General features: G+C 72.4%; 9 protein-coding genes and 1 pseudogene. 3 read left to right on the top strand and 7 right to left on the bottom strand.

Annotation, left to right across the window (positions count from 1 at the left end; genetic code table 11):
• Nucleotides 1-35: 35 nt before the first annotated feature.
• The 6 genes and pseudogenes from eno to ACWEJ6_RS34300 all read right to left on the bottom strand — a co-directional run bounded on the left by eno (nucleotide 36) and on the right by ACWEJ6_RS34300 (nucleotide 8,939).
• Nucleotides 36-1,313 (bottom strand): phosphopyruvate hydratase, encoded by a 1,278-nt coding sequence (gene eno / locus ACWEJ6_RS34325; RefSeq protein ID WP_352353009.1) that lies wholly within the window; start codon nucleotides 1,311-1,313, stop codon nucleotides 36-38.
• A gap of 105 nt (nucleotides 1,314-1,418) precedes the next feature.
• Complete coding sequence (locus ACWEJ6_RS34320; RefSeq protein ID WP_452429170.1) at nucleotides 1,419-3,359, bottom strand: protein kinase domain-containing protein; 1,941 nt, start codon at nucleotides 3,357-3,359, stop codon at nucleotides 1,419-1,421.
• Between the two features lie 75 nt (nucleotides 3,360-3,434).
• The gene (locus ACWEJ6_RS34315; protein ID WP_452429167.1) at nucleotides 3,435-4,367 is read right to left on the bottom strand and encodes a MazG family protein; all 933 of its coding nucleotides are present in this window, start codon (nucleotides 4,365-4,367) and stop codon (nucleotides 3,435-3,437) included.
• A gap of 4 nt (nucleotides 4,368-4,371) precedes the next feature.
• A pseudogene (locus ACWEJ6_RS34310) lies at nucleotides 4,372-4,968 on the bottom strand (SurA N-terminal domain-containing protein); the annotation flags it as partial.
• A 23-nt stretch (nucleotides 4,969-4,991) separates the two neighbouring features.
• A complete protein-coding gene (gene mfd, locus ACWEJ6_RS34305; RefSeq protein WP_452429165.1) occupies nucleotides 4,992-8,492 on the bottom strand; it encodes a transcription-repair coupling factor in 3,501 nt (1,166 codons plus the stop codon).
• A 75-nt stretch (nucleotides 8,493-8,567) separates the two neighbouring features.
• Nucleotides 8,568-8,939, bottom strand: coding sequence for a cupin domain-containing protein (locus ACWEJ6_RS34300; protein WP_358294522.1), 372 nt, complete (start codon nucleotides 8,937-8,939; stop codon nucleotides 8,568-8,570).
• A gap of 62 nt (nucleotides 8,940-9,001) precedes the next feature.
• Between ACWEJ6_RS34300 and ACWEJ6_RS34295 the strand changes: the two genes are divergently transcribed.
• The 3 genes from ACWEJ6_RS34295 (at nucleotide 9,002) to ACWEJ6_RS34285 (ending at nucleotide 11,896) form a co-directional block, all read left to right on the top strand.
• A complete protein-coding gene (locus ACWEJ6_RS34295; RefSeq protein ID WP_358294524.1) occupies nucleotides 9,002-9,721 on the top strand; it encodes a methyltransferase domain-containing protein in 720 nt (239 codons plus the stop codon).
• Between the two features lie 70 nt (nucleotides 9,722-9,791).
• Nucleotides 9,792-11,006 carry an adenylyl-sulfate kinase gene (gene cysC, locus ACWEJ6_RS34290; RefSeq protein ID WP_358294526.1) on the top strand — a complete coding sequence of 405 codons (1,215 nt, stop codon included), beginning with the start codon at nucleotides 9,792-9,794 and terminating at the stop codon, nucleotides 11,004-11,006.
• Entirely contained in the window at nucleotides 11,003-11,896 is an 894-nt protein-coding gene (locus tag ACWEJ6_RS34285) for a sulfite exporter TauE/SafE family protein (protein WP_452429162.1), read from the top strand. The genes cysC and ACWEJ6_RS34285 overlap by 4 nt, the downstream gene beginning before the upstream one ends.
• On the opposite strand, the gene ACWEJ6_RS34280 is transcribed toward ACWEJ6_RS34285, so the two are convergent.
• Nucleotides 11,893-12,936, bottom strand: coding sequence for a glycoside hydrolase family 26 protein (locus ACWEJ6_RS34280; protein WP_387676961.1), 1,044 nt, complete (start codon nucleotides 12,934-12,936; stop codon nucleotides 11,893-11,895). The two genes, ACWEJ6_RS34285 and ACWEJ6_RS34280, sit on opposite strands and share 4 nt — an antisense overlap.

Genomic DNA, 12,936 nt, shown 5'->3' with positions numbered 1-12,936 from the left:
TCAGACCTTCCCAGGCCGCGGACCGTCAGTCGAAACTAGCGCCGGAACCGCGGAAAAGCCGCGCGACCCGCGTAGCGGGCGGCGTCGTCGAGAAGCTCCTCGATGCGCAGCAACTGGTTGTACTTGGCCACGCGGTCGGACCGCGCCGGGGCGCCGGTCTTGATCTGGCCGCAGTTGACCGCCACCGCCAGGTCGGCGATCGTCGTGTCCTCGGTCTCGCCGGAACGGTGGCTCATCATGCACCGGTAGCCGTTGCGGTGGGCCAGGTCGACGGCGTCGAGGGTCTCCGACAACGTGCCGATCTGGTTGACCTTGACCAGCAGGGCGTTGGCGGTGCCCTCGTCGATGCCGCGCGCCAGCCGCTCGGGGTTGGTGACGAACAGGTCGTCGCCGACCAGCTGCACCTTGTCGCCGAGGGCCTCGGTGATGGCCTTCCAGCCCGCCCAGTCCTCCTCGTCGAGGGGGTCCTCGATGGAGACGAGCGGGTAGTTGGCGACCAGGTCCGCGTAGAAGGCGATGAGCTCCTGCGCCGAGACGCCCTTGCCGTCGATCGTGTAGACGCCGTCCTTGTGGAACTCGGAGGCGGCCACGTCGAGGGCCAGCGCCACGTCTTCGCCCGGCACGTAGCCGGCCCGCTCGATCGCGACCAGGATCAGGTCGAGGGCGTCGCGGTTGGAGGGCAGGTTGGGGGCGAAGCCGCCCTCGTCGCCCAGGCCCGTCGCGTAGCCCTTCTCCTTCAGCACGCCCTTGAGCGCGTGGTAGACCTCGGTGCCCATGCGCACGGCCTCGCGGAACGTCTCCGCCCCGATCGGCGCGATCATGAACTCCTGGATGTCGACGTTGGTGTCGGCGTGCGCGCCGCCGTTGAGGATGTTCATCATCGGCACCGGCAGCACGTGGGCGTTGGGGCCGCCGACGTAGCGGAACAGCGGCAGGTCGGCGCTGTCGGCCGCGGCCTTGGCGACGGCGAGCGAGACGCCCAGGATGGCGTTGGCGCCCAGCTTGGCCTTGTTGGGCGTGCGGTCGAGGTCGATCATGATCTGGTCGATGATGCGCTGGTCCTCGGCCTCGACCCCGTTGATCTCCTCGAAGATCTCGTCGGTCACGGCGAGCACGGCCTTCTCCACGCCCTTGCCGCCATAGCGCTTGCCGCCGTCACGCAGCTCGACCGCCTCGAACTGGCCGGTGGACGCCCCGCTCGGCACGGCGGCGCGGCCGCTGCTGCCGTCGTCGAGCACGACCTCGACCTCGACCGTGGGGTTGCCCCGGGAGTCGAGGATCTCGCGAGCGTAAACGACCTCGATGGTAGCCACGGGTTGCGCTCCTAAATCGAAAGGCAATATGCCATCAGAGCCTATCGGTACCCCGGCCCACCGGTACGGCACGGTCCGGCCACCGAGCCTCGGGCCCGCCGTGGGTCAGCTGGCCGGGGACAGGCTCCAGGCCTGGAGGCGGCCGCCCGTCGCGGCGACCAGCAGCCCGTCGCCCACCGCCAGGGCGGTGACCTTCCTGCCCGGCGCGAGGCCGCCCAGCCGCTCGCCGCGGTCGGCGTTCCAGACGGTGACCCCGTCGCCGCCCCCGGCGATCATCCGGCGGCCGCCCGCGGCCGTGACGCCGGCGCCCGCCGCGCCAGTGGTGAAGCCGCGCACGAAGGCGCCGCTGGCCAGGTCGTACACGGCGGTCGAGCGGCCCGTGGTGACGGCGGCGTGGCCGTCGCCGAACGCGGCGACCGAGCGCACCTCGCCCTTGCCCTCGCCGAGCAGCCCGCCGGCCGCGCCCACCAGGCCCCGGCCGGTGCCGACGAGGGCCTTGCCGGTGGCCTCGTCCCAGGCCAGGGCGGTGACCGGGCCAGCGGCGGCCCTGGTGCTGGCGACGACGCGGTTGGAGGCCAGGTCGAGCGTCACGACCCGGCCGTCGCGGCAGCCGATCACGACCGCGGGCTGCTTGCGCCACTGGCCGGGCGCCAGGCGGGCCTCCGACGGGCACACCGAGTGCCACGTGCCGGGGCGGGCGTCGCCGATGCGCCAGCGCCGCACGGCCCCGTCCGTGCCCGTCCAGACCGCCGTCTGCCGGCCGCCCACCGGGACCAGCAGCAGCGAGCGCACCGGCGTGGGGCCGGCGTTCGCGAGCCGGTCGAGCGGCTCGCCGGCACGCGGGTCCCACACCTCGATCGAGTTGCCCGCCCGCTCGGCGTAGACGACGACGGGCGCGCCCTTGTGGTGACCGATGGCCATCGCCGCCACCTGGGCCCCCGGCTCGGGCCCGAACTCGGGGCCGAGCTCGACGCCGAACGCCCCCGCCTGCCCGCCGTCCCCGCCGCCGGAGGGCAGACCGGCGTTCCGCCACAACGCCCCGGCCACCACCCCCACGACGACGAGCACGCCGACCCCGGCGGCAGCCCACCTCCGCCGCGTCACCGGACGCCCGCCGGACGGCGCCTCCCGCACCTCACCCGCCCCGGGCCGCGCCCGCCCACGGACGTGCCCGCCGACGTGCCCGCCGACGCGCCCGCCGACGTCCGCACGGACGTGCCCGCGGACGTGCCCGCGCGGCGCCGTACGGCCCAGCAGCCGCGCCAGCACGTCGTCGGCCGACGGCCGCGCCTGCGGCTCCTTGGCCAGGCACGCCGCCAGCACCGCGCGCAGCGGCTCGGGCACCTCGCGCAGGTCCGGCTCGGCGTGCAGGATCCGGTTCATCACGGCCGGGATCGAGTCCCGGCCGAACAGCGGCTCCCCTGTGGCGGCGAACCCGATGGTGGCCGCCCAGCTGAAGACGTCGGAGGCGGCCGTCGCGCTCTCCCCCGCGATCTGCTCCGGCGACATGTACCCCGGCGTGCCGACGACGCTGCTCGCCGTGGTGGAGATGTCCAGGTCCTTGGCGATGCCGAAGTCGATCACGCGGGGGCCGTCCTGGCCCATCAGCACGTTGCTCGGCTTGAAGTCGCGGTGCACGATGCCCGCGCCGTGGATGGCGGTCAGCGCCGTGATCGTGCCGGCCGCCAGCCGGTCCAGCTCGCCGCCAGTCAGCGGGCCGCCGTCGAGGACCAGGTCGTGCAGGGACGGCCCGTCGATGAACTCGCTGACGATGTACGGCCGCCCCTCGGCCAGCCCGCTGCCGTAGATCCGCGCCGTGCGCGCGCCGGCCACCTTGGCGGCGGTCGTGCTCTCCCGCAGGAACCGGCGGGTGGCCCGCTCGTCGCCCAGCAGGCGCGGATGCAGCACCTTGACGGCCGCGTGGCCGCCGCCCGCGTCGCGGCCGAGGAACACCGATCCCTGGCCGCCGTCGCCCAGCCGGCCGAGCAGGCGGTAGCCCGCCACCTCCCGCGGCTCCCCCGAGCGCAGCGGTCTCAGCTCCACCACCAGTCCCCCTCGGCTCGCCGGTTCAAGCCCCCGAGGATCCTGGCATTGGGTGACTTCTTCCGACAACCAGGGCGGTCAGGCGTTGGACTCCCACGCGCGTACGCGGTCGCGGTAGGCACGGGCCGCGGCGCGCAGCTCGGCCTCGGGGTCCAGCCCGGCCTCCTGCGCCCGGCGTACGAGGTCGAACAGCTCGCGCGCCACCCCCTGGCCGATCGCGGCCGCCAGCGCCTCGGGCGCACCGGCCCGCTCGGCCCTGCGCAGCAGCTGGGCGGCCAGCGCGAGCGCGGGCTGGCCCATGGGGACGCCGTCGAGCACCGACGACTCGCCGCCCTTGGCCGCCCGCTCGGCCGCCTTGATCGCCTCCCAGTTGTCGTTGACCTCGTCCACGCTCTCGGCCCGCACCGATCCGAACACGTGCGGGTGCCGCCGGACGAGCTTCTCGACGATCCCCGCGGCGACGTCGTCCATGTCGAACGTCTCGGCCACGCGGGCGTGGAAGACCACCTGGAGCAGCAGGTCGCCGAGCTCCTCGCGGAGCGCCGGGTAGTCGCCCTGCTCGATCGTCTCCAGGACCTCGTACGACTCCTCCAGCAGGTACGGCACCAGCGACTCGTGCGTCTGCTTGCGGTCCCACGGGCATTCGGTGCGCAGCCGGTCCATCACCGCGACCAGGTCGAGCACCCGCGAGCCCGGCAGGTCGTACGAACCGGGCACGACCTCGATCAGCGGCGGCTCGTCGAGCGCGATGGCCGCGCGCCCGATCGCGCGCATGAAGTCCTCGTCGTCACCGGCGAGCCAGACCACCCGCTCGCGCACCGCCCGCCTGGACAGCGCGACCGCGTCGGGCACGACGACCTCCGCCTCGATCCCGGCGGCGGCCAGATAGGGGAGCTGCGGATGACCGGCGGAGCCGGTCAGCACGGGCCCCGAGCGCAGCGCCTGCCAGGCCTGGTCGCTCAGCAGGCCCGGCGCGACCCTGGGCGAGGTGGTGACGACGATCAGCGGCATCGGGCTAGCCCTGCTGTTGCTGCTGCGCCTGCTGGGAGGACTTGCCGAACCGGCCCGGATCGACGAAGCCCTGCTGGCTGAACTCGCCGTAACGCGGGCTGTAGACCGGCTTGATGCTCGTCAGCTCCTTGACGAACTTCTCCTGCGCGGCCTGGTCCTGGGCGCCGCCGAGCTGGTTGCGCACCTTGACCGCGCCCAGCTCCGCGCGCAGGTAGCCACGCGCGTCGGCCGGGCTGACGCCCCTGGCGATCAGGTTGATCTCGGGCGACTGGTACTGGCCCGGGTCCTTGAGCGCGTTGTCGACCTCGCTCTCGCTGACCTGCACGTTGTGCTTGGCCGCGAGCTGCCTGAACGCGCTCTCGTTCGCCATCCGGTAGAGCACGAACTGGGTGACGGGCACCCCGAGCTGCTCGGCCGAGACGTTGGCGCGCTTGAGGGCGGCCTCGTACTCCTGAACGTTCTTGGTCAGGTCGCGGGCCGAGATGCGCTCGCTCCCGACCACGGCCGCGGCTCCGGCCTCCATGGGCGAAGAGCAGGCGGTCAGCGCGGCGAGTCCTACCGCACCGGCGGCCACAGCCACTCGAATCGACTTCACATGCGTCCCTTTCCGAACAAAAACCGCGCTTAGCTTACCCGCGCGGGCTCAAGAAACATCGCCTCGACCAGGTCGCCGCACCATTTGAGCAGATCCAGGTCGCGCAGCGGCTGCCCGCCCAGCGGCTTGGTCTTGGGCACCGGCACGAGCAGCGTCTCGGCCGCCTGCTTGTAGACCGCCTTCTTGTACAGCCGGTCGAGCCTGACCTGCTGCGACTCCCGCAGCCGCGCCGGGCCGAACTTGATGTTCTGCCCCTGCAGGGTGACGTCGGTGAGCCCGGCCGAGCGCGCCTTGATCCGGAAGCGGGCCACCTCCAGCAGGTTCTCCACCTCCACCGGCGGCTTGCCGTAGCGGTCGGTGAGCTCGTCGCGGACCTCGTCGATGTGGATCGGCGCGCTGATGGCAGCGATGCGCTTGTACGCCTCCAGCCGCAGCCGCTCGGAGGTGACGTAGTCGTGCGGGATGTGGGCGTTGATGGGCAGCTCGACCTTGACGTCCTGCTGCTCCTCCTGGACCTCGGCCCCGGACAGCTTCGCCTTCTGCTCCTGCACGGCCTCGGCCATCAGGCGCACGTAGAGGTCGAAGCCGACGCCCGCGATGAAGCCCGACTGCTCGGCGCCGAGCACGTTGCCCGCGCCGCGGATCTCCAGGTCCTTCATCGCGACGTACATGCCCGCGCCCATCTCGGTGTGCTGGGAGATGGTGGCCAGGCGCTCGTGCGCGGTCTCCGTCAGCGGCTTCTCCGGCGGGTAGAGGAAGTACGCGTAACCGCGTTCCCTGCCTCGCCCGACCCGGCCCCTGAGCTGGTGCAGCTGGGACAGGCCGTAGTTGTCGGCCCGGTCGACGATGAGCGTGTTGGCGTTGGGCACGTCGAGGCCGGACTCGACGATCGTGGTGGAGACGAGCAGGTCGTACTCGCGTTCCCAGAAGCCGACCATGATCTTTTCGAGCTGGTGCTCGTTCAGCTGGCCGTGGGCGACCGCGATGCGCGCCTCGGGGACCAGCTCGCGCAGCCGCGCCGCCACCCGGTTGATCGAGGCCACCCGGTTGTGCACGAAGAAGATCTGGCCGTCGCGCATCAGCTCGCGCCGGATCGCCGCCGCGATCTGCTTCTCCTCGTACGGCCCCACAAAGGTGAGGATCGGGTGCCGCTCCTCCGGCGGCGTGAGGATCGTGGACATCTCACGGATGCCGGTCAGGCCCATCTCCAGCGTGCGCGGGATCGGCGTGGCCGACATGGCCAGCACGTCGACCTGCGTGCGCAGGTGCTTCATGGCCTCCTTGTGCTCGACGCCGAAGCGCTGCTCCTCGTCGATGATGATCAGCCCGAGGTCCTTGAAGCGCACCTCGGGGCTGAACAGCCGGTGGGTGCCGATGACGACGTCGACCGCGCCCGACCGCAGCCCCTCCAGCGTGCCCTTGACCTCGCCGTCGGTCTGGAAGCGCGAGATCGGCCTGATCGCGACGGGGAAGCTGGAGAACCGCTCGGTGAAGGTGGACATGTGCTGCTGCACCAGCAGCGTGGTCGGCACCAGCACGGCCACCTGCTTGCCGTCCTGGACCGCCTTGAACGCCGCCCGCACCGCGATCTCGGTCTTGCCGTAGCCGACGTCGCCGCAGATCAGCCGGTCCATCGGGACGCCGCGCTCCATGTCGCGCTTGACCTCGTCGATGGCCTCCAGCTGGTCGCCGGTCTCGGCGTAGGGGAAGGCGTCCTCCATCTCCCGCTGCCACGGCGTGTCGGCGCCGAAGGCGTGGCCCGGCGAGGCCATGCGGGCCGAGTAGAGCCTGATCAGCTCGCCGGCGATCTCCTTGACCGCCTTCTTGGCCTTGGACTTGGCCTTGGCCCAGTCGGCGCCGCCCATGCGGTTGAGCGTGGGCGCCTCGCCGCCGACGTAGCGGGTGACCTCGTCGAGCTGGTCGGTGGGCACGTAGAGGCGGTCGCCCTTGGCGTACTCGATGACCAGGTACTCGCGGGTCGCGCCCTGGACCGTGCGCTGGACCATCTCGACGTAGCGGCCGACGCCGTGCTGCTCGTGCACGACGTGGTCGCCGACCTTGAGCTGCAGCGGGTCGACCATGTTGCGGCGGCGCGAGGGCAGCCGGCGCATGTCCTTGGTGGACGCCTTCTGGCCCACCAGGTCGAGGTGGGTGAGCACGGCCAGGCGCGGCGTGATGAACCCGTGCTCGATCAGGCCGGTCGAGACGTGCACGACCTTGGGCTCGGGCGCCTTGTCCAGGAAACGCTGCAACCGCGCGGGCACGTCGACGCCCTTGAGCAGCTCGACCATGCGCTCGGCCGGCCCGTGGCCCTCGCTGAGCAGCACGACCGCCTTGTCCTCGGCCAGCCAGCCCTTGATGTCGGCCAGCGCCTTGGCGGTGTCGCCCCGGTAGGCCTCGGAGTCATGGGCGTCGAGCTCGACGCCGTTGCCGAACGGCGCCATCGTCCACCACGGCTGGCCCAGCGCGTCGGCGTGGCCGCGGATCTCCTCCAGCGTGCGGAAGGCCGCCGCGCCCAGGTCGATCGGCGCCTCGCCGCCGGCCGCCGCGTTGATCCAGGACGCCTCCAGGAACTCCTGCGAGGTGCGTACCAGCTCTTCTGCCCGGCCCCTGATGCGCTCGGGGTCGCACACGAACACCGCCGACCTGACCGGCAGGTGGTCGAGCAGCAGGTCCATCTCCCCCGCCAGCACCGGCGCGAACGCCTCCATGCCCTCGACCGGAATGCCGTCGGCGAGCTGGTCGAGCACCTCGGCGAGGGCCGGATGCTCCTGCGCCAGCTCCCGCGCCCGCGCCCTGACCTCGCCGGTCAGCAGCAGCTCGCGGCACGGCGGCGCGAACAGGCCGTCCTCGGCCGCCTCAAGCGAGCGCTGGTCGGCCACCTTGAACCAGCGGATCTCCTCGACCGTGTCGCCCCAGAACTCCAGCCGCAGCGGATGCTCCTCGGTGGGCGGGAACACGTCGAGCAGCCCGCCGCGCACGGCCACCTCGCCGCGCTTCTCCACCATGTCGACCCGGTGGTAGCCGTTGGTGACCAGGCGCTCGACCACCTCGTCGAGGTCGGCGTCGTCGCCCGCCCGCAGCCTGATCGGCTCCAGGTCGCCGAGCCCCTTGACGATCGGCTGGAGCAGCGCCCTGACCGGGGCGACCACCACGCCGAGCGGCCCGGCGGCGGTGTCGCCCTTGACCGGGTGCGCCAGCCTGCGCAGCACGGCCAGACGCTGGCCCACGGTGTCGCTGCGCGGCGAGAGCCGCTCGTGCGGCAGCGTCTCCCAGGCCGGGAACACCGCGACCGAGCTCGGTTCGAGCAGGCTCGTCAGCGCCGCCGCCAGGTCCTCGGCCTCCCGGCCGGTGGCGGTGACGGCCAGCACGGTGCGCTGATCGTGCGCGGCCAGCGCGGCCACGCCGAACGGCCGCAGCGCCGAGGGCGCGATCAGTGAGACGTCGCCGCCCTCTTCGAGCGCGGCGGTCAGCTTCGGGTCGGCCCCGGCCCCCAGGGCCACAAGGTCAAGCAGTCCGGAAAGACTCATCAGATACGCCCACAGCCCCACGACGGCAACACAACTACCCCCGGCCGGGTCAGGTCGCGGGGGTCTCCACCCAGCCTACTCGGGGTGCGGCACCCGGTAACCGGGGACCGACGGCCAGCGTACGGTGAGCACCACCGACTCCTCCTCGGCGACCCACGAGTGGTCCACGCCCTTGCCCCAGACCACGTAGTCGCCCGGCTCGGTCAGCAGCACGCCGCGCCCCGGCAGCTCCACCCGGAACCGGCCGCTGATCAGGACGAGCAGGGCGGTGCGCTCCTCGCCCCTGACCCACTGGGCGCGCTCGTCGCCCGCCGGGTGCACGCCCCACTTGATCTCGACTTCCTCACTGTGTCTTGGGTCGCCGAAGGGTTTGAAGTGACCGAGCAGCCAGCCCCGGTCGCCGGCCGCGTCGATATTGGCGTTCCCCACGTAAACCTGCCCGTCCACGGGGCAGGACGCTAGCAGGGAAGTGCGTAACCGAGACGGCTCGATTGATTACTGTAGGTGACATGTCTGAGGTGCGATCAGTCGCCCAGCGAGGCGACCTCTTCGGTCAACGGATCCGCGAGCACTGGGCCGGGCGGTACAGCCGGCGGCTCGACATACTCGTCGCGGGGTGCGCCCACGACGAGCCGCTCGACGTGGAGCCGCTGGAGGCCAGGGCCACGGGCGCCGACGAGGACCACCCGGTCATCAGAGACGTCGTGGAGGAGCGCGCCGACCTGGTGGCCTGGTCGCTCGGCGACCTGCGCTGCGTGCCGCTCCAGCACCGCGCCTACGACGTGATCCATCTGTCGTTCCTGCTCGAACGCGTCCAGCACGCCGAGCTGGTGTTCGACCGCCTGCTCCAGTCGCTGCGACCGGGCGGCCTGGTGCTGCTGCGGATGCGTGACAGGAAGTCGGCCTACGGGCTGCTCGACCGTCTCACGCCGTCGTGGCTGCGCCGGGCGCTGTGGCGCACGCTGGTCACCCCCGGCACGCCGGGCCCGCTGCCCGTCGTCTACGAGCCGCTGGCCTCCAGCGACGGCATGCACGCGTTCTGTCTGAGCCGCGGGCTGATGATCACCGACGACGAGCGCCGGGTCAGCGGCCCGGCCCGCGCCGGCCGGCTCGGCTCCGCCGCCGTCGCGCTGGTCGACCGGCTGAGCGGCGGGCGTTACCCCGCCTCCCACGACGAGATCACGATGGTGATCAGGAAGCCCCAGCATCACTTCGCCCGGCTGCTCTAGCGACAGGACGGTCCGAGCGACTAGACTCCTTTCCTACCAATTCAATCGGAATAGTTGGGATGTCGGAACCGTGGAGTGGACCCCGGACGCGCACGAGCTGGCCGACCTTGAGCTGCTGCTGTCCGGGGCGTTCGAGCCGCTGACCGGCTTCCTGGGCCACGACGACGTGCACGCCGTGCACGAGCGCGGCACGCTCGCCGACGGCACCCCCTGGCCCGCGCCGGTCACCCTCCACCTGCCCGCCGAGGTCTCGCCCGGCGACGAGGTGCGGCTGCTCGACCCCGAGGGCCTGCCGCTGGCCGTGCTCACCGTGACCGCGCGCGAGGCCGACGGCCTGACCTCGGGCCCGCTCAAGGCGCTCGGCGCGCCCGAGCACGGCCCGTTCGCCCGGCTGCGCCGCACGCCCGCCGAGGTCAGGGCCGAGCTCGGCGACCGGCCCGCGCTGGCCGTCACGATGCGCGGGCCGCTCGACGACCTCACCGAGATCGTCGCCACCGCGAAGGAGCTCGACGCGGTGATCGTGCTGCTCCCCCTGTCGTACGGCGAGGCGGGCCCCGGCGTCGTCCGCGCCGCGCTGCGCGCCAAGACGCAGCTGCCGGAGGGCACCCTCGTGGTCCCGGTCCCCCTGGCGCCGCGCGCGGAGCCGGAGATCGACCTCGAACTGCGCGAGCACGTCGCCACCGCCTACGGCGCCACCGAGCACTACGCGGGCCCCGAGCCCGTCACGCTCCCCGGCCCGCCCCACCGCCGCGGCCTGGTCGTCTTCTTCACCGGCCTGTCCGGCTCGGGCAAGTCCACCATCGCCCGCGGCCTGCGCGACGCCCTGCTGGAGCTCGGCACCCGCACCGTCACCTACCTCGACGGCGACGTCGTGCGCCACCTGCTGTCCAAGGGCCTGACCTTCTCCAAGGCCGACCGCGACCTGAACATCCGGCGCATCGGCTTCGTCGCGGCCGAGGCCGCCCGCCACGGCGGCCTGGCGATCTGCGCCCCCATCGCCCCCTACGCCGCCACCCGCGAGGAGGTGCGCGAGACGGTCGAGTCCGTCGGGGCCGACTTCCTGCTCGTGCACGTCGCCACGCCGCTGGCGGAGTGCGAGCGGCGCGACCGCAAGGGCCTGTACGCCAAGGCCCGCGCCGGCCTGATCCCCGAGTTCACCGGCGTCTCCGACCCCTACGAGGAGCCGGACGACGCCGACCTGGTGATCGACACCACGCACATCTCGATCGAGGCGGCCGTCTCCCAGGTCCTGGGGGCGCTGCAGTCCGGAGGATGGGTACGTTGATCGACTTCGCACTGGTCGCCGGGTCCTTCGTCGTCGCGATCGTGGTCGGCCTGACCGGCATGGGCGGCGGGGCCCTGATGACCCCGATGATGATGTTGTTCTTCAACGTGCCGCCGCTGGCCGCGGTCTCCAGCGACCTGGTCGCCTCGGCCGTCATGAAGCCGGTCGGCAGCGTCGTCCACCTGCGGCGGGGCACGGTCAACCTGCGGCTGGTCGGCTGGTTGTGCGCCGGGTCGGTGCCGGCCGCGTTCTGCGGGGTGTTCCTGGCCCGCGCGTTCGCCGTGACGGACGCGGTCAAGTACGCGCTGGGCGTGGCGCTGCTGCTGGCCGTCGTCGGCATGGCGGTCAAGGGCTGGCTCGGCGCGCGGGGCGGCTCGTCGAACGCCCACGAGATCGTCGTGCGCCCAATTCCGACCCTACTGGTCGGTACGGTAGGCGGGCTCGTGGTCGGCGTCTCCTCCGTGGGATCGGGTTCGCTGATCATCGTGGCCCTGCTCGTGCTCTATCCGGCGCTCAAGGCCAACCAGCTCGTCGGCACCGACCTGGTGCAGGCCGTGCCCCTGGTCGCGGCGGCCGCGCTCGGCCACCTGATGTTCGGCGACTTCAAGCTGGAGCTCACGCTCTCGCTGCTGATCGGCTCGATCCCCGGCGTCTACCTCGGCGCGCGGATCTCCTCACGCGCCCCGGGCGGGCTGATCAGAGCCCTGCTGGCAATCGTCCTGCTCGCCTCGGCGCTCAAGCTCCTGGACGTCGGCAACGCCGTCACCGTCTGGCTGCTCGTCGCCGCCTGCGCGGTCACCTTCGCCGGCTGGCGGCTGCGCGCCGGCGGCCTGGCCCGGCGCGGCGAGGGGGCCGCGGCCGTCGAGGCTCCCCAGGCGGCGCGGCGTTAGGGCCGCGGCACGCGGGTCGAGCGGAAGTAGCGGTCGCGGGCGAGCTGGGTGAAGGCACGGGCCGCGCCCGGATCGGAGTCGAAGCTCGTGTTGCCGCGCGGCGCCTGCGGCGAGTCGAAGTACAGCAACGCCTTGATCTGCGGATACCGCTTGATCTGTCTCAGCACCGACTCGAAGAAGCGCCGTTTGAAGGCCCGGTCGGCGGGCCGCTCGAAGACCCCCCACTCGGCCACCATGACCGGCTTGCCGGGGAAACGGGCCTGCATCCACCGGTAGAACCCCGGCCAGCGCCCGTACTCCTTGCGGGTCTTGTTCACCAGCCCGTCGAAGTCGCGCACCCGGTCGTCGGCGTACGGGTCCATGGCCACCCAGTCGACCACGTCGTCACCGGGGTAGAGATCCTCGAACCAGGGCTTGGCCGCCCAGTTGGGCGCCCCCATGTACGTCATGACGGTCACGGCGTTCTTCACCCCGCGCTCGCGCAGCCTGAGCACGACGTGCCGGAACATCGCCGCGTAGTCGCCGGCCTGCATGCCCGACCCCGAGCGGGCGTCGACGTCGTTCTCCGGCTCGTGGTGGAGGGTGAGGAAGAACCGTTCGGGGAAGGTGCGCCTGAGGTGGTCGGCCAGGCGGTCGATCCGCCGGTCGAGGGCGCCGTCGGCGATGTCGGCCCAGGTGCGGTCGAGCGACGGCTTCCAGTTGATCATGAGGAGCCGGGGCCGGCCCGGGTCGCGGGCCAGGCCGATCTCCTGCGGGGTCGGGAACAGCTCGCTGCCGCGATGGTAGACGTGCAGCACGTCCGCGCCGGCGCCCATGCGCGACTCGGCCCCGCGCAGCGCCTCGGCCACCGGAGCGCCGGTGAAGACCTCGGGCGCCACGCCCCACCAGGCGCCGCAGGAGGGGATGAGCCTGGCGGTGACCGCGCAGGAGGGCGCGCCGGCCAGCTCGGCCGTGCTGGTGTCGACCCGGGCGGGCGTGCCCTCGGCCGTCGAGCAGGCGGCCAGGAGGGCGAGCACCGCGCAGGTGATTGCGGTTTTCAT

The sequence above is a fragment of the Nonomuraea sp. NPDC004702 genome, assembly GCF_053601695.1.
The sequence above is the reverse complement of the archived record's forward strand: the minus strand, read 5'-3'. Positions and strand labels throughout refer to the sequence as shown.

Coding starts and splice junctions, on each gene's coding strand:
- mfd (WP_452429165.1), bottom strand. CDS start 8,492: ATGAGTCTTTCCGGACTGCTTGACCTTGTGGCCCTGGGGGCCGGGGCC.
- ACWEJ6_RS34280 (WP_387676961.1), bottom strand. CDS start 12,936: ATGAAAACCGCAATCACCTGCGCGGTGCTCGCCCTCCTGGCCGCCTGC.
- ACWEJ6_RS34315 (WP_452429167.1), bottom strand. CDS start 4,367: ATGCCGCTGATCGTCGTCACCACCTCGCCCAGGGTCGCGCCGGGCCTG.
- ACWEJ6_RS34295 (WP_358294524.1), top strand. CDS start 9,002: ATGTCTGAGGTGCGATCAGTCGCCCAGCGAGGCGACCTCTTCGGTCAA.